This is a genomic window from Pedobacter sp. Leaf132 (assembly GCF_920984695.1).
Lineage (GTDB): Bacteria > Bacteroidota > Bacteroidia > Sphingobacteriales > Sphingobacteriaceae > Pedobacter.
The window spans coordinates 191,037-216,014 of the sequence record NZ_CAKLBO010000004.1 but is presented as its reverse complement, the minus strand read 5'-3'; the positions used below and the strand labels follow the sequence as shown (position 1 = coordinate 216,014).

At 36.4% G+C, this 24,978-nt stretch carries 24 protein-coding genes; 11 read left to right on the top strand and 13 right to left on the bottom strand.

Features of this window, described 5'->3' with window-relative positions; genetic code table 11:
- Positions 1-188: 188 nt before the first annotated feature.
- Both fumC and LUA86_RS10145 read right to left on the bottom strand, forming a co-directional pair.
- Complete coding sequence (gene fumC / locus LUA86_RS10150; RefSeq protein WP_231460514.1) at positions 189-1,586, bottom strand: class II fumarate hydratase; 1,398 nt, start codon at positions 1,584-1,586, stop codon at positions 189-191.
- A 408-nt stretch (positions 1,587-1,994) separates the two neighbouring features.
- Positions 1,995-2,339, bottom strand: a complete 345-nt coding sequence (locus LUA86_RS10145; protein ID WP_231460513.1) for a hypothetical protein — start codon at positions 2,337-2,339, stop codon at positions 1,995-1,997.
- 109 nt (positions 2,340-2,448) lie between these two features.
- On the opposite strand from LUA86_RS10145, the gene LUA86_RS10140 reads away from it, so the two are divergent.
- The 3 genes from LUA86_RS10140 to LUA86_RS10130 are packed head-to-tail and all read left to right on the top strand — an operon-like array spanning position 2,449 to position 5,162.
- Positions 2,449-3,468, top strand: a complete 1,020-nt coding sequence (locus LUA86_RS10140) for a Gfo/Idh/MocA family oxidoreductase (protein WP_231460512.1) — start codon at positions 2,449-2,451, stop codon at positions 3,466-3,468.
- A 15-nt stretch (positions 3,469-3,483) separates the two neighbouring features.
- Positions 3,484-4,257, top strand: coding sequence for a zinc-dependent peptidase (locus LUA86_RS10135; protein ID WP_231460511.1), 774 nt, complete (start codon positions 3,484-3,486; stop codon positions 4,255-4,257).
- A gap of 14 nt (positions 4,258-4,271) precedes the next feature.
- Positions 4,272-5,162, top strand: a complete 891-nt coding sequence (locus LUA86_RS10130) for a DUF6263 family protein (RefSeq protein ID WP_231460510.1) — start codon at positions 4,272-4,274, stop codon at positions 5,160-5,162.
- Positions 5,163-5,165: 3 nt separating this feature from the next.
- Here the strand turns inward: LUA86_RS10130 and LUA86_RS10125 are convergent, their stop codons facing one another.
- A complete protein-coding gene (locus LUA86_RS10125; RefSeq protein ID WP_231460509.1) occupies positions 5,166-6,152 on the bottom strand; it encodes an alpha/beta fold hydrolase in 987 nt (328 codons plus the stop codon).
- A gap of 79 nt (positions 6,153-6,231) precedes the next feature.
- Between LUA86_RS10125 and hutH the strand changes: the two genes are divergently transcribed.
- Complete coding sequence (gene hutH / locus LUA86_RS10120) at positions 6,232-7,734, top strand: histidine ammonia-lyase (protein WP_255713437.1); 1,503 nt, start codon at positions 6,232-6,234, stop codon at positions 7,732-7,734.
- A 7-nt stretch (positions 7,735-7,741) separates the two neighbouring features.
- Here the strand turns inward: hutH and LUA86_RS10115 are convergent, their stop codons facing one another.
- The 4 genes from LUA86_RS10115 to LUA86_RS10100 are packed head-to-tail and all read right to left on the bottom strand — an operon-like array spanning position 7,742 to position 10,627.
- A complete protein-coding gene (locus LUA86_RS10115) occupies positions 7,742-8,581 on the bottom strand; it encodes a hypothetical protein (RefSeq protein ID WP_231460507.1) in 840 nt (279 codons plus the stop codon).
- 3 nt (positions 8,582-8,584) lie between these two features.
- Positions 8,585-8,959, bottom strand: a complete 375-nt coding sequence (locus LUA86_RS10110; RefSeq protein WP_231460506.1) for a GntR family transcriptional regulator — start codon at positions 8,957-8,959, stop codon at positions 8,585-8,587.
- An 18-nt stretch (positions 8,960-8,977) separates the two neighbouring features.
- Entirely contained in the window at positions 8,978-9,796 is an 819-nt protein-coding gene (locus LUA86_RS10105) for a hypothetical protein (protein WP_231460505.1), read from the bottom strand.
- Between the two features lie 3 nt (positions 9,797-9,799).
- The gene (locus LUA86_RS10100) at positions 9,800-10,627 is read right to left on the bottom strand and encodes an ATP-binding cassette domain-containing protein (protein WP_231460504.1); all 828 of its coding nucleotides are present in this window, start codon (positions 10,625-10,627) and stop codon (positions 9,800-9,802) included.
- A 177-nt stretch (positions 10,628-10,804) separates the two neighbouring features.
- Here LUA86_RS10100 and LUA86_RS10095 point away from each other — a divergent pair, with 177 nt between their 5' ends.
- The 3 genes from LUA86_RS10095 (at position 10,805) to namA (ending at position 13,382) form a co-directional block, all read left to right on the top strand.
- Positions 10,805-11,200, top strand: a complete 396-nt coding sequence (locus LUA86_RS10095) for a DoxX family protein (protein WP_231460503.1) — start codon at positions 10,805-10,807, stop codon at positions 11,198-11,200.
- A 1-nt stretch (position 11,201) separates the two neighbouring features.
- Positions 11,202-12,191, top strand: coding sequence for an aldo/keto reductase (locus tag LUA86_RS10090; protein WP_231460502.1), 990 nt, complete (start codon positions 11,202-11,204; stop codon positions 12,189-12,191).
- Positions 12,192-12,302: 111 nt separating this feature from the next.
- Positions 12,303-13,382 carry an NADPH dehydrogenase NamA gene (gene namA / locus LUA86_RS10085; RefSeq protein ID WP_231460501.1) on the top strand — a complete coding sequence of 360 codons (1,080 nt, stop codon included), beginning with the start codon at positions 12,303-12,305 and terminating at the stop codon, positions 13,380-13,382.
- A gap of 67 nt (positions 13,383-13,449) precedes the next feature.
- Here namA and LUA86_RS10080 read toward each other — a convergent pair whose 3' ends face one another.
- Both LUA86_RS10080 and LUA86_RS10075 read right to left on the bottom strand, forming a co-directional pair.
- Positions 13,450-15,765, bottom strand: a complete 2,316-nt coding sequence (locus tag LUA86_RS10080; protein ID WP_231460500.1) for a TonB-dependent receptor — start codon at positions 15,763-15,765, stop codon at positions 13,450-13,452.
- A 116-nt stretch (positions 15,766-15,881) separates the two neighbouring features.
- Positions 15,882-16,214 (bottom strand): hypothetical protein, encoded by a 333-nt coding sequence (locus LUA86_RS10075; RefSeq protein WP_231460499.1) that lies wholly within the window; start codon positions 16,212-16,214, stop codon positions 15,882-15,884.
- Between the two features lie 68 nt (positions 16,215-16,282).
- On the opposite strand from LUA86_RS10075, the gene hutU reads away from it, so the two are divergent.
- The 4 genes from hutU to LUA86_RS10055 all read left to right on the top strand — a co-directional run bounded on the left by hutU (position 16,283) and on the right by LUA86_RS10055 (position 20,296).
- Positions 16,283-17,953: a urocanate hydratase gene (gene hutU, locus LUA86_RS10070; RefSeq protein ID WP_231460498.1), complete on the top strand. Its 1,671-nt coding sequence runs from the start codon at positions 16,283-16,285 to the stop codon at positions 17,951-17,953.
- Positions 17,954-17,957: 4 nt separating this feature from the next.
- Positions 17,958-18,395 (top strand): hypothetical protein, encoded by a 438-nt coding sequence (locus LUA86_RS10065; RefSeq protein WP_231460497.1) that lies wholly within the window; start codon positions 17,958-17,960, stop codon positions 18,393-18,395.
- Between the two features lie 5 nt (positions 18,396-18,400).
- Complete coding sequence (locus LUA86_RS10060; protein WP_231460496.1) at positions 18,401-18,967, top strand: TlpA disulfide reductase family protein; 567 nt, start codon at positions 18,401-18,403, stop codon at positions 18,965-18,967.
- A 321-nt stretch (positions 18,968-19,288) separates the two neighbouring features.
- Entirely contained in the window at positions 19,289-20,296 is a 1,008-nt protein-coding gene (locus tag LUA86_RS10055) for a transposase (RefSeq protein ID WP_231460495.1), read from the top strand.
- 251 nt (positions 20,297-20,547) lie between these two features.
- On the opposite strand, the gene LUA86_RS10050 is transcribed toward LUA86_RS10055, so the two are convergent.
- The 4 genes from LUA86_RS10050 to LUA86_RS10035 all read right to left on the bottom strand — a co-directional run bounded on the left by LUA86_RS10050 (position 20,548) and on the right by LUA86_RS10035 (position 24,908).
- Positions 20,548-21,225 carry an OmpA family protein gene (locus LUA86_RS10050; RefSeq protein WP_231460494.1) on the bottom strand — a complete coding sequence of 226 codons (678 nt, stop codon included), beginning with the start codon at positions 21,223-21,225 and terminating at the stop codon, positions 20,548-20,550.
- Between the two features lie 174 nt (positions 21,226-21,399).
- On the bottom strand, positions 21,400-22,092 hold the full coding sequence (locus LUA86_RS10045; protein WP_231460493.1) for an ABC transporter ATP-binding protein: 693 nt from the start codon (positions 22,090-22,092) through the stop codon (positions 21,400-21,402).
- 2 nt (positions 22,093-22,094) lie between these two features.
- Positions 22,095-23,567, bottom strand: coding sequence for a DUF5687 family protein (locus tag LUA86_RS10040; protein ID WP_231460492.1), 1,473 nt, complete (start codon positions 23,565-23,567; stop codon positions 22,095-22,097).
- Between the two features lie 60 nt (positions 23,568-23,627).
- Entirely contained in the window at positions 23,628-24,908 is a 1,281-nt protein-coding gene (locus tag LUA86_RS10035; RefSeq protein ID WP_231460491.1) for a replication-associated recombination protein A, read from the bottom strand.
- Between the last annotated feature and the right edge of the window lie 70 nt (positions 24,909-24,978).

Below are 24,978 nucleotides of genomic sequence, written 5' to 3'. Positions count from 1 at the left end.
GGAAATACTTTTAATAAACCAATAAGGTTTTTAAAACCTTATTGGTTTGAGAAAGATTGAATTGGAAAGCGGGGCTGTCGTACCCGAAGAACGATTTGCCCTGCTTTACTAAAACCCTTAAATTCTCTAACATTTTTTATAGACGATAGAGAGAAGTTCCTCCCGTTGAGAAGGCCAGGTTGGGCTGATTATTTTAAACTTCCAACCATATCTTCCGGTCTTACCCACTCGTCAAACTGTTCGTTGGTTAATAAGCCCAATTCTACAGCTGCAGCTTTTAAAGTTTTGTTTTCTTTATGTGCCTTTTTAGCAATTTTAGCAGCGTTTTCATAACCAACATGTGGGTTTAAAGCTGTAACTAACATTAACGAGTTTTGTAAATGCTTTTCAATTTCAGGCAAGTTTGCTGTAATGCCTTCCGCACATTTAACAGTGAAAGAAACACAAGCATCGCCAATTAAGCGGGCAGATTGTAAAACATTGGCTGCAATTAAAGGTTTGAAAACGTTAAGCTCAAAATGACCAGACATACCGCCTACAGAAACCGCAACATCGTTACCGATAACCTGAGCGCAAACCATAGTTAAAGCCTCTGGCTGTGTTGGATTAACTTTACCAGGCATTATTGATGAACCCGGTTCATTATCAGGAATAACAATTTCGCCGATACCACAACGCGGTCCAGAACTTAGCATACGTACATCATTAGCAACTTTCATTAAAGCTACAGCCGTACGTTTTAAAGCGCCAGAAAGCTCAACCATTGCATCATGTGCAGCTAAAGCTTCAAATTTATTCGGAGCGGTTACAAAAGGCAAACCTGTTAGTTCGGCAATTTTTTGTGCCACTAAAACATCGTAACCTTTTGGTGTATTTAAGCCTGTACCAACTGCAGTACCACCTAAAGCCAACTCGGCAACCATAACTAATGCATTTTTAATTGCTCTAATACTATTATCAATTTGTTGTACGTAGCCCGAAAATTCTTGTCCAAGCGTTAAAGGCGTAGCATCCATAAAATGGGTACGGCCAGTTTTGGTAATACCCGAAAATTCCTCAACTTTTTTTGCTAAAGCATTACGTAAGGTTTCTAAACCCGGGATAGTATTTTCTACTGTTAATTTATATGCTGCAATGTGCATTGCAGTTGGGTAAGTATCGTTAGATGATTGCGATTTATTTACATCATCATTCGGGTGAAGCACTTTTTTATCATCAGCCAATGCGCCACCGTTAATTACATGAGCACGGTTTGCAATTACTTCGTTTCCGTTCATGTTACTTTGCGTACCAGAACCCGTTTGCCAAATCACCAATGGAAATTGGTCATCTAAATCGCCAGCAATAATTTCATCGCAAGCTTTAGCAATTAATTCCGCTTTATCGGCAGCAAGTACACCAAGCTCGGTATTTGCCAAAGCAGCAGCTTTTTTCAAATAACCAAAAGCATGAATAATTTCTTTAGGCATCGAACCTTCGGGCCCAATTTTAAAGTTATTGCGTGAGCGTTCGGTTTGTGCACCCCAGTATTTATCGGCAGGCACTTGAACCTCGCCCATGGTATCGTGTTCTATTCTGAAACTCATTATAATTTGATTTTTGTTGTCGCAAATTTAAGTTTTTTGCCTATAAAGCAAGGTATTATATTCGATATTTCCTTCCGGTTAATTACACTGATTTTAAGATTGCACTGATTCTTGTTTTGGAAAGGTGCTGGAGAGGTTTTTGGGTTTGGTTCGGCCCCGCTGATTCGCTGCAATCTTTTTGTGATTGTTATGTTGAACTTGTCGAAATACTGCAACAAAAAGTATTTCCGCTGCCATCGGGTTTAGGAACAATGGAAACTGCACAAAACTGCAAATTTTAGATTTGGCTAAAGCCAATAACTGCATTTAAATTTACCCTTGGTTGAAACCAAACGGCAAGGATGGAATTACATTAGTAAACTCGCTGATTATTCATTACCTTTGGTTTCAACCAACGGAGAATATAAACTAAGAATAAATATCTTCGAAATAGCGAACGACTAAAGATTTCATTAAAAGCTCCTGCTCTAGCATTGTGTACGGAGGAATTGGTTTTATCAGTTTCCAATGCGGCCAGCCATCCTGGTCTACACCTTCTAATTCATAAAAATCCATCTCGCTTAAAAGTCTGCAGGTTGCAATATGCATTAACTCTTCTTTTTGGCGTTTGCTGTATTTTTTTGGTCCTTTTCCTAACTCCTGAACGCCAATTAAAAAAAGCATTACTTTCAAGTCAGGGAAATCAGAATCAAATTCTTGCGAAATCCTTTCTTGTAAAACTTTCCATTTAGCGTTAATCTCCGACGGTTTCATATAAGCAAAGATAGCGTAAAAACATTTACGCCTTAACGTAAAAAGGTTATCGATAAAGAACAAAGCTTAATTGATAATTGTATTTTTACCTGCATTATAACGAGTAAATATGAATCAAGATAAAATAATAACAGCAGGTTTGTTGGCATACGGAATGTCTGGTAAGGTATTTCACGCACCTTTTTTAAATGCACATAATGGATTTAAATTAAAAGCTGTTGTGGAACGAAACACTAAAAAAGCTGCTACAGATTATCCTGAAATTTTAAGTTACAATAGCGTTAATGAATTATTAAATGATTCGGAAATTGAGTTGGTGGTTATTAATACACCAAATAATTTACATTACGAACATGCAGAAGCTGCCTTAAAAAGCGGTAAACACATTTTAGTAGAAAAACCTTTTACAGCAACTTCTGCACAAGCAAAAACTTTATTTGATGTGGCAGATTCAGTTGGGAAACAAATTTTCTTTTACCAAAACCGCCGTTGGGATAGTGACTTTGCTTCAGTAAAAAAGGTGTTGGCGAGTGGAAAATTAGGTAAACTCAATGAATTTCATCTGCGATATGATAGATACAGAAATGTTATCGGTCCGAAGGCTTTTAAAGAGCAGGCTATTGAAGCCAGCGGATTACTATATGATTTGGGCCCACACCTTTTAGACCAGGTTATCAGTCTGTTTGGTAAACCTGTTTCTTATCACAAAACCCTAGGCAAAAACCGAAAAGATACTATAGTTGATGATTATTTTACCATTCAGTTGAATTATGAAGATAGCGTAAATGTTTTTGTAACCTCGAGCATGTTAGTTGTAAACCCACAGGCAGCCTTTGTTTTGCATGGTGTAAATGGAAGTTTTATTAAAGACCGCAGTGATAGCCAGGAAGAACAATTACTTTCTGGAATGAAATTAACTGATGATGGTTACGGGGTAGAAGCAAAAGGTAAGGAAGGTTTATTAACAACAATGAATAAAGAAGGTAATAAAACCGAAGAAATTATTCCTTCGGAAATTGGAAGCTATTTGCCGCTTTTTGAAGCTGTTTATCAATCGATAACAAACCATATTCCTTATCCGGTTAAGCGTGAGGATGTTTTAATCCAATTAGAAATTTTAGAAAGCTAAGCCTTAATTCAGAATATGAATTCACTACCATTTGCGTATTTAATACCAATTTTTTTAATTGCTTTGTATTTTATCCTTCGAAAAAAAAAGCCAAAGGTTGAAGCTTTAACAGCGGTTGACAAGCAAATTTTAAATGATTATGTAGGCTTTTATCAAAAATTAGATAAGGCTGATAAACTCCGTTTTGAGCAAAAGGTGGCCGATTTTTTCGCTTCCGTTCGCATTGAAGGCATTGAGCTGGAGTTAACAACTTTAGATGAATTGCTAATTGCCTCTAGTGCTGTGATACCGATTTTTGGTTTCGATGATTGGCAATATAAAAACCTGAGCAGCGTTTTGCTATATCCTGATACTTTTAACAAAGATTTCCAGTTTGAAGGTGGCGAAAGAAATATTATGGGTATGGTTGGTAGTGGATACATGAATGGGCAAATGATTTTATCGCGGTCGGCGTTAAGGCATGGATTTTCTAAAAGCGCTGGTAAAGAAAATACTGCCATTCATGAATTTGTACATTTATTGGATAAATCTGATGGAGCAACTGACGGCATTCCAGAAAATTTAATGGCCCATGAATATACTTTACCCTGGCTAAAAATGATGCGTGAAGAAATTGAAAGGATAGAAGATAATAAATCGGATATAAATCCTTATGCAATAACAAATGAAGCAGAATTTTTTGCAGTAGTTTCAGAATATTTCTTCGAAAAACCATATTTGTTTAAAGAAAAACATCCGGAACTATACCTACAACTGAGCAGGATTTTTGCCCAACAACCAGCAAAATAACAAAAAATCATTCTATGAAACTCTTAACCACAATTGCCTGCTTTTTAATCGTTACAAGCAGCTTTGCTCAAAAAACTTACACGCTTAAACAATCTTTTCCTGTAGGTAAAAAGTACGCTTACACTATAAATTCCGACCAGATTATTAGTCAGAAAGTTGATGGAAAGGAATCCAATTATATTCAAAATGTTGGTACCGATTATACATTTGAAATTACTGAAGCCAAAGCTTTGGATAAAAATATAAAAGTGGTTTACAATCGTGTTCGGATAAAATCTGCCGGCATGGGCAACGAGCTAATTCTGGATTCGGATATTAATGAAGTTGGTAAACCAAACCCATTTTCCGGGTTAAAGAATGCAAGTTTTAGTATGCTTCTGAGTGCAAACGGTAGCGTTAAATCGGTTTCCGGTGTAGAAAAAATGGTTACCGATATGGTTGGTAAAATTACAACCGATACGGCTCAAATTAGAGCAGTTAAAGCTTCGCTTTCTAAGCAGTTTAATGCCGAAGTGATTAAACAAACCATGGAATCTGCGTTAAAAATTTTCCCGGATAAACCGGTTAAAGTTGGTGATAGTTGGACAATCGTTTCAAAAGTAAACATTACCATGCCGATAGAATCAACAACGAAATACACCTTAAAGGAAGTGAAAGGAAATATTGGCGTACTAACGGTAAGTGGTAATCTTTTATCCAAAGGCGAATTTGAAGTTATGGGAACAAAAACTCAAACCGATTTAAAGGGTTTAAATATTGGTGATGCCCAGGTTGATTTAACCACAGGAATGATATCTAGCGGCCATACCAGATTAGAACTTTATGGTAAAATAAAATCCGCAGGCTCTGAATCTGATTTCGACTTAGAAGGCATCACAAAAATCACCGGGAAAGAAATTAATTAAATGTTATAAGCTTCCAGTTAAGGCTACCAAAAATTCTGTCGTAATTTCTATGTGTGGAATGTGTCCGCAAGCATCAAATTCTACAATTTTTGAGCCTGGAATTTTTAAAGCTGTATTCTTTCCTAAAAACCGGTATAACCCGTGGATGGCTTGCTGGTCGGCGTTGAGTAAACCTTTTCCAACAATGGTTTTATCATCTTTGCCAATAAATAAAATTGTAGGTACTTTAAGATTTTTAAACTCATCAACAACAGGCTGGTTGTAAATCATATTGTAAGTCAGCGCTGCAACTTTCGCATATCTTGGGTAATCGGCGCTAAAAGTTACACCCGCACCAATGTTTACCAAATATTCGTAATCAGGTTTCCAAACGGTAAAATATGAACTTCTGTAATATTTGCGAATGCTTTCGGCAGTATTTTTCAATTCGCGTTGGTACTGTTCCTCAACGGTTGATGCCGGTACAAATGTTTTGTAATCCTCTAGTCCAATCGGGTTTTCTAAAAGGAGTTTTTCCATCCTATCGGGATACATTAAGGCAAATCTGGTTGCTAACATACCGCCCATGCTATGTCCTAAAATAGATGTTTTTTGGATACCCAAGGAATCTAATAGCTTTTTGTTCCAATTAACAAGCTGCTCAAATGTATAATTTATAATGGGTTTAGATGAACGTCCGAAACCTATCTGATCCGGAGCTATTACTCTAAAACCAACACCTGTTAAAGCCCTAATTAGGTTGCCCCAATAGTAGCCGCCAAAATTTTTCCCATGAAAAAGCATTACCGTTCTGCCATTAGGTTTAATAGTTGGTGCAACATCCATGTAAGCCATTTTGATGTCCTGCCCATCAACATTTAGAGGCAAATATTTTAATGCATAAGGATAATTTACATTTTCTAAATTAATTGATAATGTATCTATTTTTTGTGCGTAAGTTGCTGATAACGAAAGAACGGTAATCGATATAAATAGGAAAAGTTTTCTCATGTGTAAAATATTTTATTGCAATTTAATTTGCTAACCGACTTAATTTATAATTTTGAGCCAACCAAATAGACTAAAAACCATGCCCGTTTTTTATATAGGTGAGCAGCCTTTGAGCATAAAAATTATTTCTAAAATCATAAAAGGCCATTATACCATCGCCCTTGGCGATGTGGCAAAAGAGAGAATTACGAAATGCAGAACTTACCTTGATAACAAGTTAAAGCTTAATAATGAGCCTGTTTACGGAATTAATACTGGCTTTGGTTACTTACAGAACGTTAAAGTAGAACACCAACATTTAACAACTTTGCAGCATAATTTATTGCTTTCTCATGCCTGCGGAACGGGTGCAGAGGTGCCTCAGGAAATTGTAAAGTTAATGTTGCTGTTAAAAATACAATCACTTAGCTATGGTTTCTCTGCAGTTTCGCTTAAAACCGTAGAACGTTTAGTAGATTTTTATACACATCATATTTTTCCTGTTGTTTATACGCAAGGTTCTTTGGGTGCATCTGGAGATTTGGCGCCGCTAGCTCATTTGGCTTTACCACTTATTGGCGAGGGCGAAGTGATTTATCAAAATAAAAAAATTAAAACTACCGAGCTTTATAAAAAATTAAGCTGGCAACCGCTGGATTTGCAATCTAAAGAGGGTTTGGCTTTAATAAACGGAACACAATTTATGAGTGCCTATGGTATTCACATGTTGATAAAAACAAATCAGTTGCTAAGCTGGGCAGATAAAATTGCTGCAATTTCTATTGATGCTTTTGATTGTAGAATTGAACCTTTTGATGCGTTAAGCCATCAGATTAGGCCGCATAAAGGTCAGCTGGAAACCGCTGATTTTATACAAAATTTTTTGAGTGGTAGTGAGATTATACAACAATCAGGCAAGCAAACTCAAGACCCATATTCATTTAGGTGTGTGCCACAAGTACATGGCGCCAGTAAAGATAGCATAACTTATATTAGCTCTGTTTTTGAGACTGAAATTAATTCTGTTACGGATAACCCGAATGTTTTTCCGGAGGAAGACAGAATTATATCTGCCGGGAATTTCCACGGACAACCATTAGCACTGAGTTTAGATTTTCTATGTATTGCCTTAGCAGAACTTGGCTCAATATCCGAAAGAAGAGTTTTTCAATTAATATCCGGACAACGCGGTTTGCCGCCCTTCTTAGTTAAAAATGCAGGTTTAAATTCTGGCTTGATGATAGCGCAATATACTGCTGCATCAATCGTGAGTGAAAATAAACAACTTTGTACACCATCATCAGTTGATAGTATTGTAAGTAGCAACGGACAGGAAGATCATGTAAGTATGGGTGCAAATGGCGCAACCAAATGTTTACGTGTGGTTAATAACTTAGAAAATATACTGGCGATTGAATTATTAACGGCTTGCCAGGCTTTGGATTTGAGAAGGCCTTTAAAATCATCAAAAAGAGTAGAAGAAATCTGGAATGCTTACCGCCAATATGTTTCTTTTAATGATGCCGATAGAATTTTGGCTGATGATATAAAAAACTCAGTAAATTTTATGCAGAAATTTGAAGCACAAAACTTACTGAGTTAGAATTTATCTATTTATTAAACATTGATTTAATTATTGATGCTGAAGCATTTACCTTCGTCGAATCGGATAAACTGCCTGAAGATTTAAGCACTTGAATAGCATCGATGTTTAATTTTGTTTTGCCGGCTGTTTTAATCATCAAATCACTAAGCTGATGCTTTTCTTTTGCATCACCATAAATTTCGATGTTCGATTTCCCTAAAGCATCAATATTAATGGTTTTAAACATTGATTTTAAACTTCTAAAATTTGAATTATTTAAAATTACATCAACGTTGTTAATTTTATTGCTGTCGAAACTCAAATCAGCAACCTTATCGGTATTAATTTTTAGATGGTCTATCTCCGTTAATTCTTGAAAATTTAAACGATTTATATCTTTCGCATTGATAATAACCGAATCGGTTTTAATATCTAAAGTAAACCCGGCGGCTTTTGCAATATCAAAAGCCTTAACATTATTGGAATAAATATAGGCTGTTAAAGAATATTTTAATTTCTTGTCTGCATTTTTCAACTCAAACTGAAGGATACCATTATTATCAACTTTAACATCATAAATTTCCATTAAATCAGTTGGGATTTTGATGCCGGATTTATCACTTTTTATAATAACAAAATTCACATAAGCATCGTTGCCATCTTTTAAACTTACGGCAGAAAATTGTGGTAATTCTTTGCTCGTGTAACCATCTAATGTAGATTTAAGTTCTGTATTTTCTTTTAAATTTTTATAGAAAGCCTTTTCGTTTTTGTAATTCATTTTAACATTTACCGCAATTACAATGATTGGTATTATGATTAGCGAAACGGCTAAGGCGATTAATAATTTATTACTTGTTTTCATGTTTTAAGCGTTAAAATTTTCTTTAACAAATGATTTGTATTTGGCCTCAAGTTCATCAAAACCGATGTTTAGTAAATAGATGTTTCTAAAAACCACCGGTAATTCATCATCAATAAACTGAACTTTACGATAACTTTTAACATTATCGATTGCATGTTCATCAACAAAAAAACCAATGCCTCTCTTGTTGTTAATAATGCCCTTATTTTGAAGTAATTCGTAAGTGCGCATAACAGTATTTGGGTTTACTTCCATTTGTACAGCTAATTCTCTTACAGAAGGTACTTTCTCGTCGGCTTTCCATTTTCCTAACAGAATGTGTTCGCAAACATAATCTGCTATTTGAAGGTATATTGCCTTATTATCTCTAAATTCCATGTGTATACCAATTAAAAATTAAACCTCTTTTTCTTTTAGGCGGATGTATGCAATGGCCCAAAAAATTAATGTTAAAGCTGTTGTTATCAAGAAGATTAGTAAAAAGGCAAGGTCCTCTTTATGCTCACTAACACTATGATTTACATTTACCATATTGCGTGTAAAAAAGCTTGCTGACTTATAAATGATGTAACTCGCGGCACCGATAAAAAGCATTACTGAAATAGCTGTTTTTATATAATGAAATCGGTTGAAATAGATTGATCCTAATAAAAACACGCTGGTAACCAAAAAGGGTACAGAAATAAAATACAATAGGTAAGTTCTGTAGTGTGCATCATCAAAAAGTTGAGCTGCAATGCTTTCTGCGGGTTTTACTGCCGAAATTCTAGCCTCATCAAATTTATATTCAGAAAGATTTGAATTAATGTATTTTACGAAAGATAAATCGACCAGGTAAAATAGTATCAGATAAGTAGCCAAACTAAAAATTGCAGTATAAAATACACCTGCTAAAAATTTTTCAAATGAAGATGCTGGGTTCATTAGCTCAAGAATAGCCCTTGCTTTTTGTCCGAGTGAGGCAAAATAGCTGCTCGCAACAATACTTATAAAAAGAAAGCCTAAAATTAGGAATAAACCATATCTAAATCGCATATCAAGATTGCCATCAGTATCATAGTTATTAAATCTTAACGGCGATGGCGCATTCCAGGCGTAAAAGCCTATAATTATCCCCATAATTACAAGCAGACTTACCAGGTATATCTTTCCAAAATCTAACCATTGTCTTTTTAGTAATAACCCGAAACGGTTAATGTTAAATGTATTGTTCATCGCTTAATTAAATAATGGTTTAAACTTGGTTTTTTCTGCCAGGATAGCGTTAAATAACAATTCCATATCCAGTCTGCTTTCTTCGTTATGATAGTTGGGCATTACGGCGTTAAAGCCAGATAATGATGGCTCTGCATAGATGATGCTTTCATCAACTTCTTTTATTTTTTTAAAAGTCAATTTTTCAGTAATTTCTTGTACCGATGCCTTCAATGCTACATCATTATCATCAAGCATAATAACGGTGTCTATGAGATTATCCAAATCTCTAACCTGGTGTGTTGAGATAATTATACATTTATCTTCGGTTAAAGCTGAAGCCATTATTTTTCTAAACTGAGCTTTGGAAGGGATATCCAAACCATTTGTGGGCTCGTCCATAATAATCAGCTTTGCTTCCGTTGCCAAACCAAACGCAATAATGAATTTCTTCCTTTGGCCATAACTCATATTAATAAGTTTGTTGCCTGCCGGGATATCGAATTCTTTAATTAACGAATCAAAATATTCATGATTAAAGTTTTTGTAGAAAGGTGCATTTGCTTTCAAATACGCATCAATTTTTACCGATGGCAAATACAATTCCTCAGGTATAAAACAAATTTGCTCCAGAAGCTGTGGCTGGCGCTTTGCAGGGTTAAAACCCATTACATCCAAAGTTCCGCTTTGGGCATAAACCAAACCAGCCAAATTCTTTAGGAGCGTAGATTTGCCCGCACCATTTTTGCCAAGCAAACCATAAATATGACCATTGCTAAGTTGCATGCTCATGTTTTTAAATAATAGCTTATGCTTGCTGTAACCAAAATTAAGATTGTCAATTTTTATCATCTCTACTGTATTAGTTAAATAATACACTAAAGTATCTTCTATTTTTCACATCACCAAATTATTTCTGATCTTTTTTCTCTTCCATTATAAAGTTTATGTAAAATGTGAGTTTAATATACTTTACAACCAAACATCAGGCCTTAGCCAATTGTATATTTATATGATAATAATGTTGCTATGGATAAAAATTTAGGCTATTTAATTAGCAGATTGGCCATTGGTTTAAGCTTTTTTGGACATGGATTGGTGCGTTTACCTAAGCTTGATGGCTTTAGTAAGTGGATGATGGGCCAGTTTGAAAAATCTATTTTACCCGATGCGCTGGTTTTGCCATTTAGTTATACGCTTCCAATATTGGAGTTTGTAGCAGGCTTAATGATTTTAATTGGCTTGTTTACCAGGCAAGGGTTGCTGCTAGCTGGCGTAACATCGCTGGCATTAATTTTTGGTACAACTATGATAGAAAATTGGGAGGCTTTACCATCGCAGCTTATCCACGTGGCATTTTTATCAATCTTATTGGCATACCTTCCGTATAATAGTTATGCGGTTGATAAAATTTTAAAGAAATAATATGGAATACAGAAGAATTGGAAATTCAGATTTAGAACTTTCGGTAATTACGTTCGGTGCATGGGCCGCCGGTGGTTGGATGTGGGGAAGCACTGATAGAAATGATGCAATAGAAGCCATCAAAGCTTCGTATGATTTAGGTGTAACTTCTATAGATACCGCTCCAATTTACGGTCAAGGTGATAGTGAAGAAATTGTTGGTGATGCAATTAAAGGAATCTCGAGAGACAAATTGCAAATTGTTACCAAATTTGGGATGCGTTGGGATTTAGCCAAAGGCGACTTTGGTTTCAAGAGCAAAGATAATTCTGGTAAGGAGATTGATATTTACAAATATGCAGGTAAAGAAAGTGTGATTTACGAATGTGAGCAGTCTTTAAAAAGATTAGGCACAGATTACATCGATTTATATCAAATTCATTGGCCAGATACAACAACTCCAATTAGCGAAACTTTTGAAGCGGTGAGCAAATTAATTGAGCAAGGAAAAGTTCGTTACGCCGGAGTTTGTAATTACGATGTAGCGCAACTAAAAGAAGCTGATAAGACCTTGGAAATTGTTTCAAATCAAATTCCATTCAGTATGGTTAATCGTGGTGTTGAGGACGAAACCGTGCCATATTGTATTAAAAAAAACAAAGCTGTTTTGGCTTACAGCCCAATGGAAAGAGGCTTATTGACAGGTAAATTAAAAGCAGACCATAAATTTGAAGCAGGAGATCATCGTCAGGGAAACCCATTTTTCACGCCAGAAAGCATAGAAAAAACAAATGCTTTTTTGGCAAAAATTAAGCCTTTGGCTGATGAAAAAAATGCAACATTGTCTCAATTGGTTTTGCGTTGGACAATTGAAAGACCTGGTATAACAATAGCCTTGGCAGGTGCCAGAAATGCAGATCAATCTAAACAAAATGCTGAGGCAGTAAAAGTAAAATTAAGTTCTGAAGAAATTGAATTTATAAACAAAGAACTTAAAAACACAGGATTTTAAATTCAAGCTTACTACTTTTACTTGTCAGTTTGAGCCTTTCGAATACAATTATTAAGTCTCCGATAGGCTCAGACTTACATATTTCAATATATTACAAAAATCAAAACACGCATGTCTAAATTATTTTCTCCTTTTAAGTTAAAGGATATCACCCTAAAAAATAGGATTGTAATCTCACCGATGTGCCAGTATTCGGCGGTAGATGGTTTTGCGAACGATTGGCATTTAGTGCATCTTGGAAGCAGAGCTGTTGGTGGCGCCGGATTAATCATTCAGGAAGCTACAGCTGTAATGCCAGAAGGTAGAATTACTCATGCAGATTTAGGTATCTGGAAAGATGAACACCTCGATAAATTAAAGCAAATTGTATCTTTTATTCATGAAAACGGAGCAATTGCCGGTATTCAATTGGCTCACGCCGGAAGAAAAGCAAGTTGCGAGTTGCCATGGAACGGTGGAGAACAAATCGCCGAAGGAGAAAACAGTTGGCAAACAGTTGCGCCATCTCCAGTTCCGTTTAAAAGCGGTCAGAAAGCACCACATGAATTGAGTATTGAAGAAATTCAGGAAATTGTTTTTGCATTTAGAGCTGCGGCAAAGCGAGCAGTAGAAGCAGGCTATAAAGTTGTAGAAGTTCATGCGGCACATGGTTATCTTTTACATCAGTTTTTTAGTCCGATTAGCAATAAACGAAATGATATTTATGGCGGAAGTTTCGAAAACAGAATTCGTTTCGTGATAGATGTTGTTGAGGCAGTGCAATCGGTTTGGCCACAGGAATTACCATTATTTGTACGCATTTCTGCAACAGATTGGACAGAAGGTGGATGGAATGAAAATGATTCGTTGCAACTGGCTGCGGTTTTAAAAGATAAAGGCGTTGATTTAATTGATACCTCATCTGGTGGCAACGTTCCGGATGCGTTTATCCCGGCAGGACCAAATTATCAGGTTCCTTTTGCCGATAAAATCCGCAATGAAATTGGTATTTACACTGGTGCTGTAGGTGTTATTGTAGATGCAAATCAGGCAGAGGATATTTTGCAGCAAGGAAAAGCCGATTTGATTTTTATTGCTCGCGAATCTTTAAGAGATGCTTATTTTCCAACTCATGCCGCACAGATTTTAGGTGATAATATTGAATGGCCAAATCAATATGTAAGAGCTAAAAGAGAAACTTTTAAAAAATAGGTTTTCATAAAAAACGCTCCCAATAAATCAGGAGCGTTTTTGAGTTAAATCGGGATGATCTTCCTCGTTATTTTGCCAAAGTAAATGGCACATACAACCCAAAGGTTATATTTCTTCCTGGGTTAAAAACACCAAGGCTTGGGTTTTCATAGTCGAAACGACCAGGTTTATATCTGCTCAGAGCATCATAATATCTTTGATTTAATAAATTATTTGCCGATACTGAAAAACGTATCGGCTGTTTGCCTAAGTTAAAGGTTGCGCCAATTCCGGCATTTAAAAGTGTGTAACCACTTGTTGGCGTTTCGAAAACATCGTCAACACGATTTTGTTTGAAAGCAGAATTAATTCCAACAGAAACATACGCATCATTTGTACCTTTAATTTTTGGTTCAAAACGTAACTCATTTCTTAATGTACCTGCCGGGATAAAAGCCAAAGGACGATTTAGCGTAGTGTTTTGCGCATGTACATAACCGAAAGTATTTTCAAAATGAATGAAAGAAACCGGGTGAATGGTTAACGTTGCCTCAGCCCCATAAAGGTTCGCATTAACTTGTCCGTATCTGTAAACAGGGTAAACATCGCCTTCGGCAACAATGGTTTCGCCATTGTTTGATGCATAAATAAAATTATCAACGTAGTTGTTGTAAATGCTCGCGCTAGCGCTTACAATTTTACCCTCATATTCTAAGGCGGCATCAACCTGGTAACTGCGCTCCGGACTTAAATTTGCATTGCCGATTTCATATCTAAAAGTTCCTTCATGAATACCATTCGAGCCTAATTCTGCCGGGTTTGGTGCCCTGAATGCAGAACCAGCGTTTGCTTTAAAATTCAATTCATCATTAAACTGATGCGTAAAGCCTAAAGCACCGCTAACATTCGAAAATTTATTTTCAAACGGCGCAAAAACTTCTTCGCCTTCGGCAATTAATTGTTTTCCGTTATTTTTACGAAAATCATAACGTGCGCCAATACTGAAAGTGTTTTTTTCCCAGTTCTTTTTTGCATAAGCAAAAGCACCAATACCATAAGTGTTATAATCTGGCACTAAAAACTCTTCGCCTTTGTTTAAGCTTTTGCCTGCATCTGCACTTAAACCAAAAACTGGCTGCCATCCATTCGTTTCATGGATATAGTATTTTAAATCGCCGGTGTAAGTTTTAAGGTCGAAAAATAATGATGGGTCTGGCCCGTCTTCCAATTCTCTACGTTGATTTTGCTGGTAACCAAAATCAGCTTTTAAATTGCCATTACCTAAAACAAAATTGTTATTTAAAGCAATTTTAAAATGTCTAATGTCCTGACGAGGGTAATCTAAAGTTCTGCTTTTAAAATCGCTATCTAAAAACGGGTCGCCACCTTCTTTAACAAAATTTCCGTTGGCATCTGTTCCTCCTTCAAAAAAACCAATGTTATTTCTAAAATTTGAAACGTTTAAATGGGTATATCCCCAGCTTTTGTTTAAGCCAATCATTGCACTCAAATCGGTTTCATTAAAACCTGAATTTGGAAAATAACCTGTGGGTGTGTTAAAAGAGTGGGCATTTTTATAAGTACCTCTGGCTCTCCACACAAAGCCATTTTCATTGCCATTCAGCATTAATGAATTTGCGGTTAAGCCGTTGTTGTTCGAGTAATTGGTTACAAACTCACCTTTCACTTGCCCTTCTGGTGCGGTGCTAGGCTCTAGTAAATTTATAACGCCACCAAGTGCATCCGAACCATACATTAATGATGCAGCACCACGTAAAATTTCTACCCGGTCAGATTTAAACTGGTCGATTTCTATTCCGTGTTCATCGCCCCATTGTTGCCCTTGTTGTTTAATTCCATCATCTAAAGTTACAATCCTGTTATAGCCTAAACCTCTTATAACTGGTTTTGAGATTGATGGACCCGTGGTAATTTGCGAAACCCCCGGAACTTTAGCTAATGCATCAATTAGATTTGTAGATGGTGCTAAAAGTTGGTCTTTCCCTACAACTGCAGATGAAGCGCTGTTTCGTCTGCTTGTACTACTAATCAGCGTTCCGGTAATTACTACTTCTTTGGTTTCAATCGCTGTAGATTTTAACGAAAATTCAATTGGAGCTGTACTACTAAAATTTACAAGTTTTGCAACTTCTTTATATCCAATGTAATGAACTTCAACAAGGTAAGTTCCTTTTGATGGAAGGTTTTTCAAAGTAAATTCTCCATCGGCATTGGTTACGGCGGTAACTTTCAAATCGGGGATAAATATGGTAGCACCTGGCAATGGCTGGTTACTTTCCGAATCAAAAACTTTACCTTTTATATCTTGCAGGGTGTTGGCAAAAGTGTTAATGCTAAATAATGTATATAGAATTACGAAGCCTATAAGCTGTAATTTTTTCATGTCTGTTTGTTTAAAATTTTGAAATAGAAAATTTAAGCATGCAAAGCGATGCCTTTTCTATCTCACAATAAAAAATGAATAATTGTTGTGGCATGAATATGCCTCAGAAGAAAAAATTAAACCAGCGGTGGTCCTCGTAACGAGGTTCGCTTTATCTCGGTGTAAAAACTTTTTAAAGTGGCTTCGGTTTGTCCGAATATTTTTACCGAAAGATAAATTTTATAAAGAAACGCGGTATGAACATAGTTCTTTTCAAAGCCGGCATTACAAATTAAACAGTTATCTGCATGCGCCTGTACGTGGCTTAAATGTTTACAGTTAACTTCCTTTACCGTTACCGGCGCTTGCTGGTGATGGTGGATAATATTCCATGGCGTTAATGCAATAGCAAAAACCATCAGCATAAATACTGATAGCAAATGGTTAATATGTTGCTTGTGCTTTTTCAACTTGCCAAAATTAGCAATTAGTATGCAATTATATATCTTTGGAAAGTAACATTGCCTTTATAGTAATTATGACGACAAAGCTAACCATTGGTTTAAACTTAAGCCAGAAACAGACGCCAACAGGTGCTGAACTGACTTGTAAAGGTTGGATACAGGAAGCCGCCTTACGTATGCTGTTAAACAACCTGGACCCTGATGTTGCCGAGCGCCCGGAAGATTTAATCGTTTATGGGGGGAGAGGTAAAGCTGCCAGGAATAAGGAATCGTTAAGTTTAATTGTAGCTGCACTTAAGGATTTGGAAAATGACGAAACGCTTTTAATCCAATCGGGCAAACCTGTTGCCGTGTTACCTACGCATGCTGATGCACCCAGGGTTTTGATTTCCAACTCACAACTTGTTCCAAAATGGGCAACGCAGAAACATTTCGATGAATTGGAAGATAAAGGTTTAATGATGTACGGGCAAATGACAGCCGGCTCGTGGATTTACATCGGCTCTCAAGGTATTGTTCAGGGTACTTATGAAACTTATGCTGCATTAGCAAAAAAGCATTTCAATGGCAGCTTAAAAGGTAAGCTAAATGTTACTGCAGGTTTGGGTGGCATGGGCGGGGCACAACCTTTAGCCATTACCATGAACGAAGGCGTTTGTTTAGCTGCTGAGGTTGAAGAATGGCGAATTAAGAAGCGTTTGGAAACCAGATACATCGATGAAATTATTTATGATATAGATGAAGCGATAGATAAGGCACTACAATATACAAAAGATGAAAAGGCCATTTCTATTGGAGTTGTTTGCAATGCCGTCGAGCTTTTACAAAGATTGATCGACAGGAACATCACACCAGATACTTTAACCGACCAAACATCTGCTCATGATCCATTAATTGGCTATTTTCCACAAGGTTTAAACGTTGAAGAAGCGGCTAGTTTACGTAAAAATAATCCTGATGAATATGTGTCAAAATCGTATTCAACAATGGCAAAACATGTTCAACTGATGCTTGAGTTACAAAAAAGAGGCGCCATCACTTTTGATTACGGTAACAACCTTCGCGGTCGTGCTTTAGAGGTTGGCATACAAAATGCTTTCGATTTTCCAGGTTTTGTTCCGGCATACATTCGCCCATTATTTTGTGAAGGAAAAGGACCATTTCGTTGGGCAGCTTTAAGTGGCGACCCACAAGATATTTATGAAACCGATAAACTAATATTAGAGCTTTTCCCAGAAAACGAAAGCTTACACCGTTGGATAAAAATGGCTCAGGAACGTATTGCTTTTCAGGGTTTGCCAGCACGCATTTGCTGGCTAGGGCAAGGCGAAAGAGAAAAAGCCGGACTAGCTTTTAATAAGCTGGTTGCAGAAGGAAAGGTGAAAGCGCCAATTGTTATTGGTAGAGATCATCTGGATACCGGCTCGGTTGCTTCACCTAACCGCGAAACAGAAGCCATGCTCGATGGCTCTGATGCGGTTGCCGACTGGCCAATTTTAAATGCCTTGATAAATACCGCCGGCGGTGCAAGTTGGGTTTCTCTGCATCATGGTGGTGGTGTTGGTATTGGTTATTCAATCCACGCCGGTATGGTAATTGTAGCTGATGGAACGCCAGAGGCTGAAAAAAGAATAAAACGTGTTTTACATAATGACCCCGCAATGGGCGTTATCCGCCATGCAGATGCCGGTTACGACATTGCAAAAGATACTGCCAGAAAATTTAGGTTAGGATTAAAAGATTAGATAAATGTCGATATTTGAATGGTTATTTGAAATAAATAATCCCGGACCAACCGGTGATTTTGAAACTGGTCACCGCAGGTTAAACTGGCCACGAATTTGGATTCTTGCTGCTGGTTTAACTTCACTTCTTGTCGTCGGGTTTATCATTTACATAGGGCCTTTCAATCGCTTTCACTATTACGAATTATCTAACGCAATGCTCATCACAGGCTTAATAATTATCTATTTATGCGTTTCCTATTACGTTTACCCAAAACCCAATTTAGATAATATGGGTTTTTTAGGTTTTATAGATAATCCGTTTCGTTATACCGATGATATTAACCGTTTTATAATATACAGTCAAATACTTTTATTTCCTGGAAAAGTTCTTGCCATACCAATTGTTAATCTTTGGTTTGTATTTATTGCTTTTAAAAATGAGAAAAATAATATAGATTGAAACTCATGAAATTCATCAAGAAAAATATAGTTAGCACCTTATTAATAGCTTTCCTTTTACTTATAATTTTTGTGCCCGATGCTAAAGCCTTTTTAATGCGAGGCTTAATGGAAGTTGGTTTATTCTCGCCAAAAGTTGAGAAAACTGAAACTCCGAAAATGGATTTGTCGGGTATAAAATTTAGTAATGCGAAAGGAGAAATAACTGATCTGCACAGCTTAGAAGGTAAGGTGATTTTTCTAAATTTTTGGGCAACCTGGTGTCCGCCTTGCAGGGCAGAATTACCATCAATAAATAAATTATATAATCAGTTCAAAAACGACAAAGATTTAGTTTTTTTATTCGTAGATGCAGATAGTAATTTGCCAAAATCGATAAAGTTTATGGCTGATAGAAAACATGAAATGCCTGTTTACAAGGCAGAAAGCCAAATTCCTGAGCAAATTTTTTCCGGGTCATTACCCACCACTGTAATTTTTGATAAGAAAGGTCGCTTTGCTTTTAAAAACGAAGGCATTGCAAATTACGCTAATAAAAAGTTTATTGAATTTATAAACCAATTAAAGAAATAGCACGATAGTTTTTTGAAAAGCAACGATTGGTTTTAATGGCGGCCATCAGTCCCGCTATCACCCATAGTCCCGAGAAAATCGGGAGCTATTTGGTTCTATCCCTTAGGTTTGTTATAATCAAAAAAGTTTGAGATTTGTATAAAAACCTTAACGGCAGTGCTGAACTATTACTCTGTCTAGATTAAATATCTAAAACCCGTATCAGAGCACTTCCGTTTGTTGAACAAGAACCATATAGAATTTTAGTCTTAGCCGGACCGTTAAGGGATTTAGTTTTATTCAACATTAAGGTTATTTTATTCCACTTAACAACCCAAAGTTATGAATTACAGATTATTTGCAGGCATCGATGTTTCAAAATTGAAAATAGATGTTGTATTTTTTCTTGCTGAGAACCCAGACAAGCAGTTCCATGAATGCTTTGAAAACAGTGATGAAGGCTGTTCAAAGATGGTATTCTGGATGAATCAGATTAGTGGTTTTCTGGTTTCAGACATGTTTTTCTGTGCTGAGGACACTGGACTTTACACGCTCTCAATCTGTACCTTTTTCGATGAACAAGGTGGCAATCTGTGGGTGGAGAATGCACTCAGGCTGAAATGTTCACTGGGTTTAAAACGTGGCAAGTCAGACAAAGCGGATGCAGCAGAGATAGCCAACTATGGCTTTCTGCACAGGCGCAAGGCAATTCTTTTTAAACTGCCGGGCAAGACCATCAGTAAATTAAAACACTTGTTGAGCTGTAGAAAGCAATTGGTAAAACAGCAAACCGCATTGAAAAATGCCACGGGAGAGCTTGAGGTTTTCGATAAGGAATCTGCAGATTTTACCCTGGATATTAGAAAATCACTAATTAATGAATACGACATCAGGATTAAAATGCTGGAGGAAAAACTTCTAGCCTGTGTAAAAGAAGACAGCATACTTGAAAAGCAATATAACCTCGTAAAAACAGTACATGGCATTGGTGCACAGACAGCAATGTTCATTGTGGTACTAACCCAAGGCTTTACTTTATTCGAAAACCCAAGAAAGTTTGCCTGCTACTGCGGGCTGGCACCCTTTGGCAATACATCTGGTACAACATTGAAAGGAAAACCAAAGGTCAGCCATTTGGCAAATAAAAGAATTAAAACCCTACTAACGATGTGTGCGCTTAACACCATAAAAAAAGATAATGAGTTCAAAAGGTACTATGATAGAAAAATAAAGGAGGGTAAGCATCATTCATCAGTGCTGAACGTACTTAGAAATAAATTAATTAGCAGGGCGTTTGCAGCAGTACTAAAAGATAGACCATATGAGAAAGATTTAAATCTCGCAGCTTAAAATATTTTAAAATTTATTTGCAAAAACCATAGAACACGGGTTTAGGCACAATGATTTGTGCTAAGAAAACCAGCAATATCGTCTTCTCGATTGACTGCGGCGAAACAGAGAGCTTAGAAACTAACTTAAAAGATTTATCACTGCGGTCGAAATAACGGCAGTACTATTTTTTTATTAAACAAAAAAAATCCCGATGTTTTGACATCGGGATTGGATATATAATGACCTCATAGGTAGAGGGAATTTTTAAATTATCCTTGTTTTTGTGCAGTAGATTTTAATGCATCATTTGCAACAATAACAATCTCAACACGACGGTTAGCCGCACGGCCAGCATCTGTTTCGTTATCTGCAATTGGCTCTGCAAAACCTTTACCAATTGTTACTAATCTTGATGAAGGTACACCTTGAGAAACTGCATAAGCTTTAACCGCTGCTGCTCTTCTTTCTGATAAACCTTGGTTATACTGTTCAGTACCACGGCTATCTGTGTGGCCAATCACTTTGATATCTGTATCAGGATATTGATTTAATGAAGCGGCTAAGCTCTGTACATTTGCTTTTGCTGCATCTTTTAAAGCAGTTTTATCGAAATCGAATAAAATACCACTATCAAATTTTACAATAATACCTTCTCCCTCACGAATTACTTCTGCATTAGGAATGGCTTTCTGAATTTCAGCTGCTTGTCTGTCCATTCTACGTCCGATGAATGCACCAGCTGTACCACCAATAGCACCACCAATTAATGCACCTACTGCTGTGTTACCCGCTTTTTTACCAATTAATGCACCCACTACACCACCTGCAGCAGCACCAATACCTGCACCTTTTTGAGTCTTAGTTAAACTATCGCAGCTTTGCAATGCCATTGAACCTACTGCTAACCCTATACTTAATGTTGCTATTCTTACTTTTGAAATATTCATAATAATCTTGATTTATAATTCTGAATTGCATTATTCAAACACAATGCCAAAAAATATCTGTGTAGAGAATTAGTGTAATTTTCTTAATTCAGAGCAATAAAGAATAATTTAAAGCATAAAAAAAGAGCGTCCGGCTGTAGAACGCTCCTCATTTGTATCATTATTAGTACAAGGTTATGCAGAAAAATAACTTTCCAGTTCTTTCAGTGTATTTTCGTCTGTTTTAAAATCTTTAATAACTACGCCTTTTTCTACAAGAATAATCCGGTTACAAACATCTGTTACGTGGTTTAAATCGTGGCTAGAGATAAAGGTAGTCATGCTTCCAGCTTGAAGCTTTAATAAATTCTTTAAACGAATTTGCGTTGTAGGGTCTAAATTTGCAAACGGTTCATCCAGAATTAATATTTCTGGCTTTTGCATTAAGGCAGCGGCAATACCAACTTTTACCTGGTTTCCCTTACTAAAATCGCGAATATATTTGCCACTATTTAAAATCTCCCCATTAAAAAATTCCCCGTATTGTTTAAGGTAAGCAGAAACATCAGCTATGCTTAAATTGTGCAAACTGCCAATAAAAGTAAAATATTCTTCAGGTGTGAGGTAATCTATTAAAAAACCCTCATCCAAGAACGAAGCGGTATAATTTTTCCAATTATCGTTTTGCATTACGTTCTCGCCTTTTGATAATACTTCGCCACTTGTTGGGCGAATTAAATCTAAAAGCATCCGAAAGAATGTTGTTTTACCAGCGCCATTATTGCCTACTAAACCAACAGTTTCTCCGGCTTCGATATTTAAATCCTGAATGTTTACAACGGTTTTATCGCCATAAACTTTTTGTAAATTCTTAACTTCTAGTATCATAATTATTCTCTAAAGCCTTCGGCTATTTTATAACGTTGTAATTCTAATCTTTTAGCAATGTAGTTTACCCAGAAACCACGCATTAATAACATAATAAGGCCGAAAATGGAAACGGCAATTAAACCCCAATATGGTTTATCCAACATCCCGAAAGGAACATAAATTAATATCGGCGTTAATGCGTAAGGAAACATTAATAACCATTGTGTAGCGCCAGTTCCCTGGTAATTAAAACTTGCGGCTTTTGTGATATCAAGGCGTTTGTAGTTTAAGGTAGCCAGGTATAAAACCACCACTGTACCAAAGCCAATGTTGTATAAATATGCTGCAACATGTAACAATAATAACTTCGGACTCAAAAAGCCGTAAAAACTTGCCAGCAAAGTAATAACTGTACAGCCAATTGTAAAAAGTAAAAATTTTGCTCTGATAAAATCTTTGAAATTGATTTTGTTAGCCAAAATACCATCAAAATGTGCGCTTTGCCATGCGAACATGAACTGACCGTATATGATGATAGAGATACCAGTCATAAAAATTGCACCGAACATCATTTGTCCGAAAGCATCTCTATCAATGGCTTTTTCTTTGTAAAAGATGAATCCGTAAAACAGAAAAAAGAAACCCATTATTACAGAAGAACGAGGTCTTTTATGGCGCAAAATTAATTTTAATTCCAATGCTGCAAGTTCGCCAACTCTACCAAATCTATTTAAGAATGCATAATCGGTACTTGCTTTTTTCTCTTGTTTACTGCTTAATTCTTCGGTATATAAGTTTTTAAGCAGGAAGCTGGAGTTAATGTAAAAAATTGCAGCAGCAGCTAAGGTAAAGGCAAAGTCGATAAATGGCATTTTCGCGATGGTTTTAAAAACATAATCGGATGCAGCCATTACCGAAATAACTTTATAGTACTCCAGCGCAGCAAAAACTGCAAAAATAATTAGGCCAACAAGTGTATAGAGTACATTGCTTATCGATTTACGCTTAATGTACAGCGCCAAATAATTGTTAAAAATAGTTATAGAAAGTACGGTTACCACATACATTAAAGCGGTAAATATGCCATAAGTTGTACCGATTTTTAAAAATATAAAAGGTAAGAAAATAAATATCGGCCATAAATTAAAAGCAGAAAATAATGCCTTTAGGTTAAGGAAACTAATAATTTTACTTCTTGAGATTCTTAAATGCAGATAAGGAATTATACTTAGCGTTGGTAATTCTTGCAGTTGCAAGCGCATAATAAAATCTAGTGCGAAATAATAAAGAATTAAGCCGTTAAAACTTTTAATAACATCTTGATTTGGGAAGATTTTCGGCAGTAAAAATTGCATTCCGAAACCTGCACCAAGCGCAAGAACAAGAAAGTAAAGCATAAAAAAGCCCAAAACAATTTGGCCCGCAATACTGCTGCCCCGGTTCCGCGAACGCCAGAATGATTTCCATTGATGGCTTAAAAAAGTATTCAGCATATAGTTTTAGTTATTGATGTTGGTTTATTATTAGTATGCATTAGGCCAAAAATGTTACAGTTAGTAATTGTATTTTTCTTTCCAGTTTTGGCGTAACTTCTCTCTAAGTTTTTCTTCTGCCGGATTTTTACCCGGATCGTAAAGTTTTGTTCCGCTCAATTCATCCGGAAAATATTCTTGCGTTTCGAAATTACCATCGTAATTGTGCGAATATTTATAATCTTTTCCATAACCAATATTTTTCATCAACTTGGTTGGTGCATTACGTATATGCAGGGGCACAGGTAAGTTGCCGGTTTGTTTAACCAAAGCTTGCGCACGGTTTATTGCTTCGTAAGATGCATTGCTTTTTACCGAGCTGGCTAAATAAGTTACGCATTGCGATAAAATAATTCTCGCCTCGGGATAACCAATTACATTTACTGCTGTAAAACAATTATTGGCAAGGAGTAAAGCGTTTGGATTTGCATTTCCAATATCTTCTGAAGAAAGAATAAGTAATCGTCTGGCGATAAATAAGGGGTCTTCTCCGCCTTCAATCATTCGGGCTAGCCAGTAAACTGCTGCATTTGGGTCGCTACCGCGAATAGATTTTATAAAAGCAGAAATAATATCATAATGTTGTTCGCCGGCTTTATCGTACAATGCTAAATTCTGTTGTGCGTGGGCAAGCACATTTTCATTGGTGAGCGTAATTTTATCGCCACCAATTCCGTTTATGGCAATTTCCAGAACATTTAAAAGTTTACGGGCATCGCCACCCGATAACCGGATTAAAGCTTCGTGCTCTTTAATCGTTATTTTTTTTTGAGCCAGTACTGTATCTTTTTCAATGGCAGTTTGTAGTAAACCAGACAATTCATCTTCTGTTAATGATTTTAAAATGTAAACCTGGCATCTCGATAGCAAAGCGGATATAACTTCGAAAGATGGATTTTCGGTTGTTGCACCAATTAAGGTTACTAAACCCCGTTCAACAGCGCCAAGCAAACTATCTTGTTGCGATTTACTAAAACGATGAATCTCATCAATAAATAAAATGGGCAAACCTAAAAAGCTATCTTTTAATTGGGCAGCTCTATCGATAACATCTCTAATATCTTTTACGCCACTATTAATTGCACTTAAATTAAAAAATGGTCGGTCTAATGTTTGAGAAATTATGTAGGCCAGTGTTGTTTTGCCCACGCCTGGAGGTCCCCAAAAAATCATCGATGGTAGCTGGCTACTTTCAATCGCTTTGCGTAAAACTGCATTTTCGCCTACCAAATGCTGTTGCCCAACATATTCATTTAGGTTTTGCGGGCGCATTCTTTCGGCTAAAGGTGGCAGGTTTTGCATAATCGTAAATATATGAAAAATGATATTTGCCTGCTGATTATTACTGCGAATTTTAGCTTAGCCTTTGTAA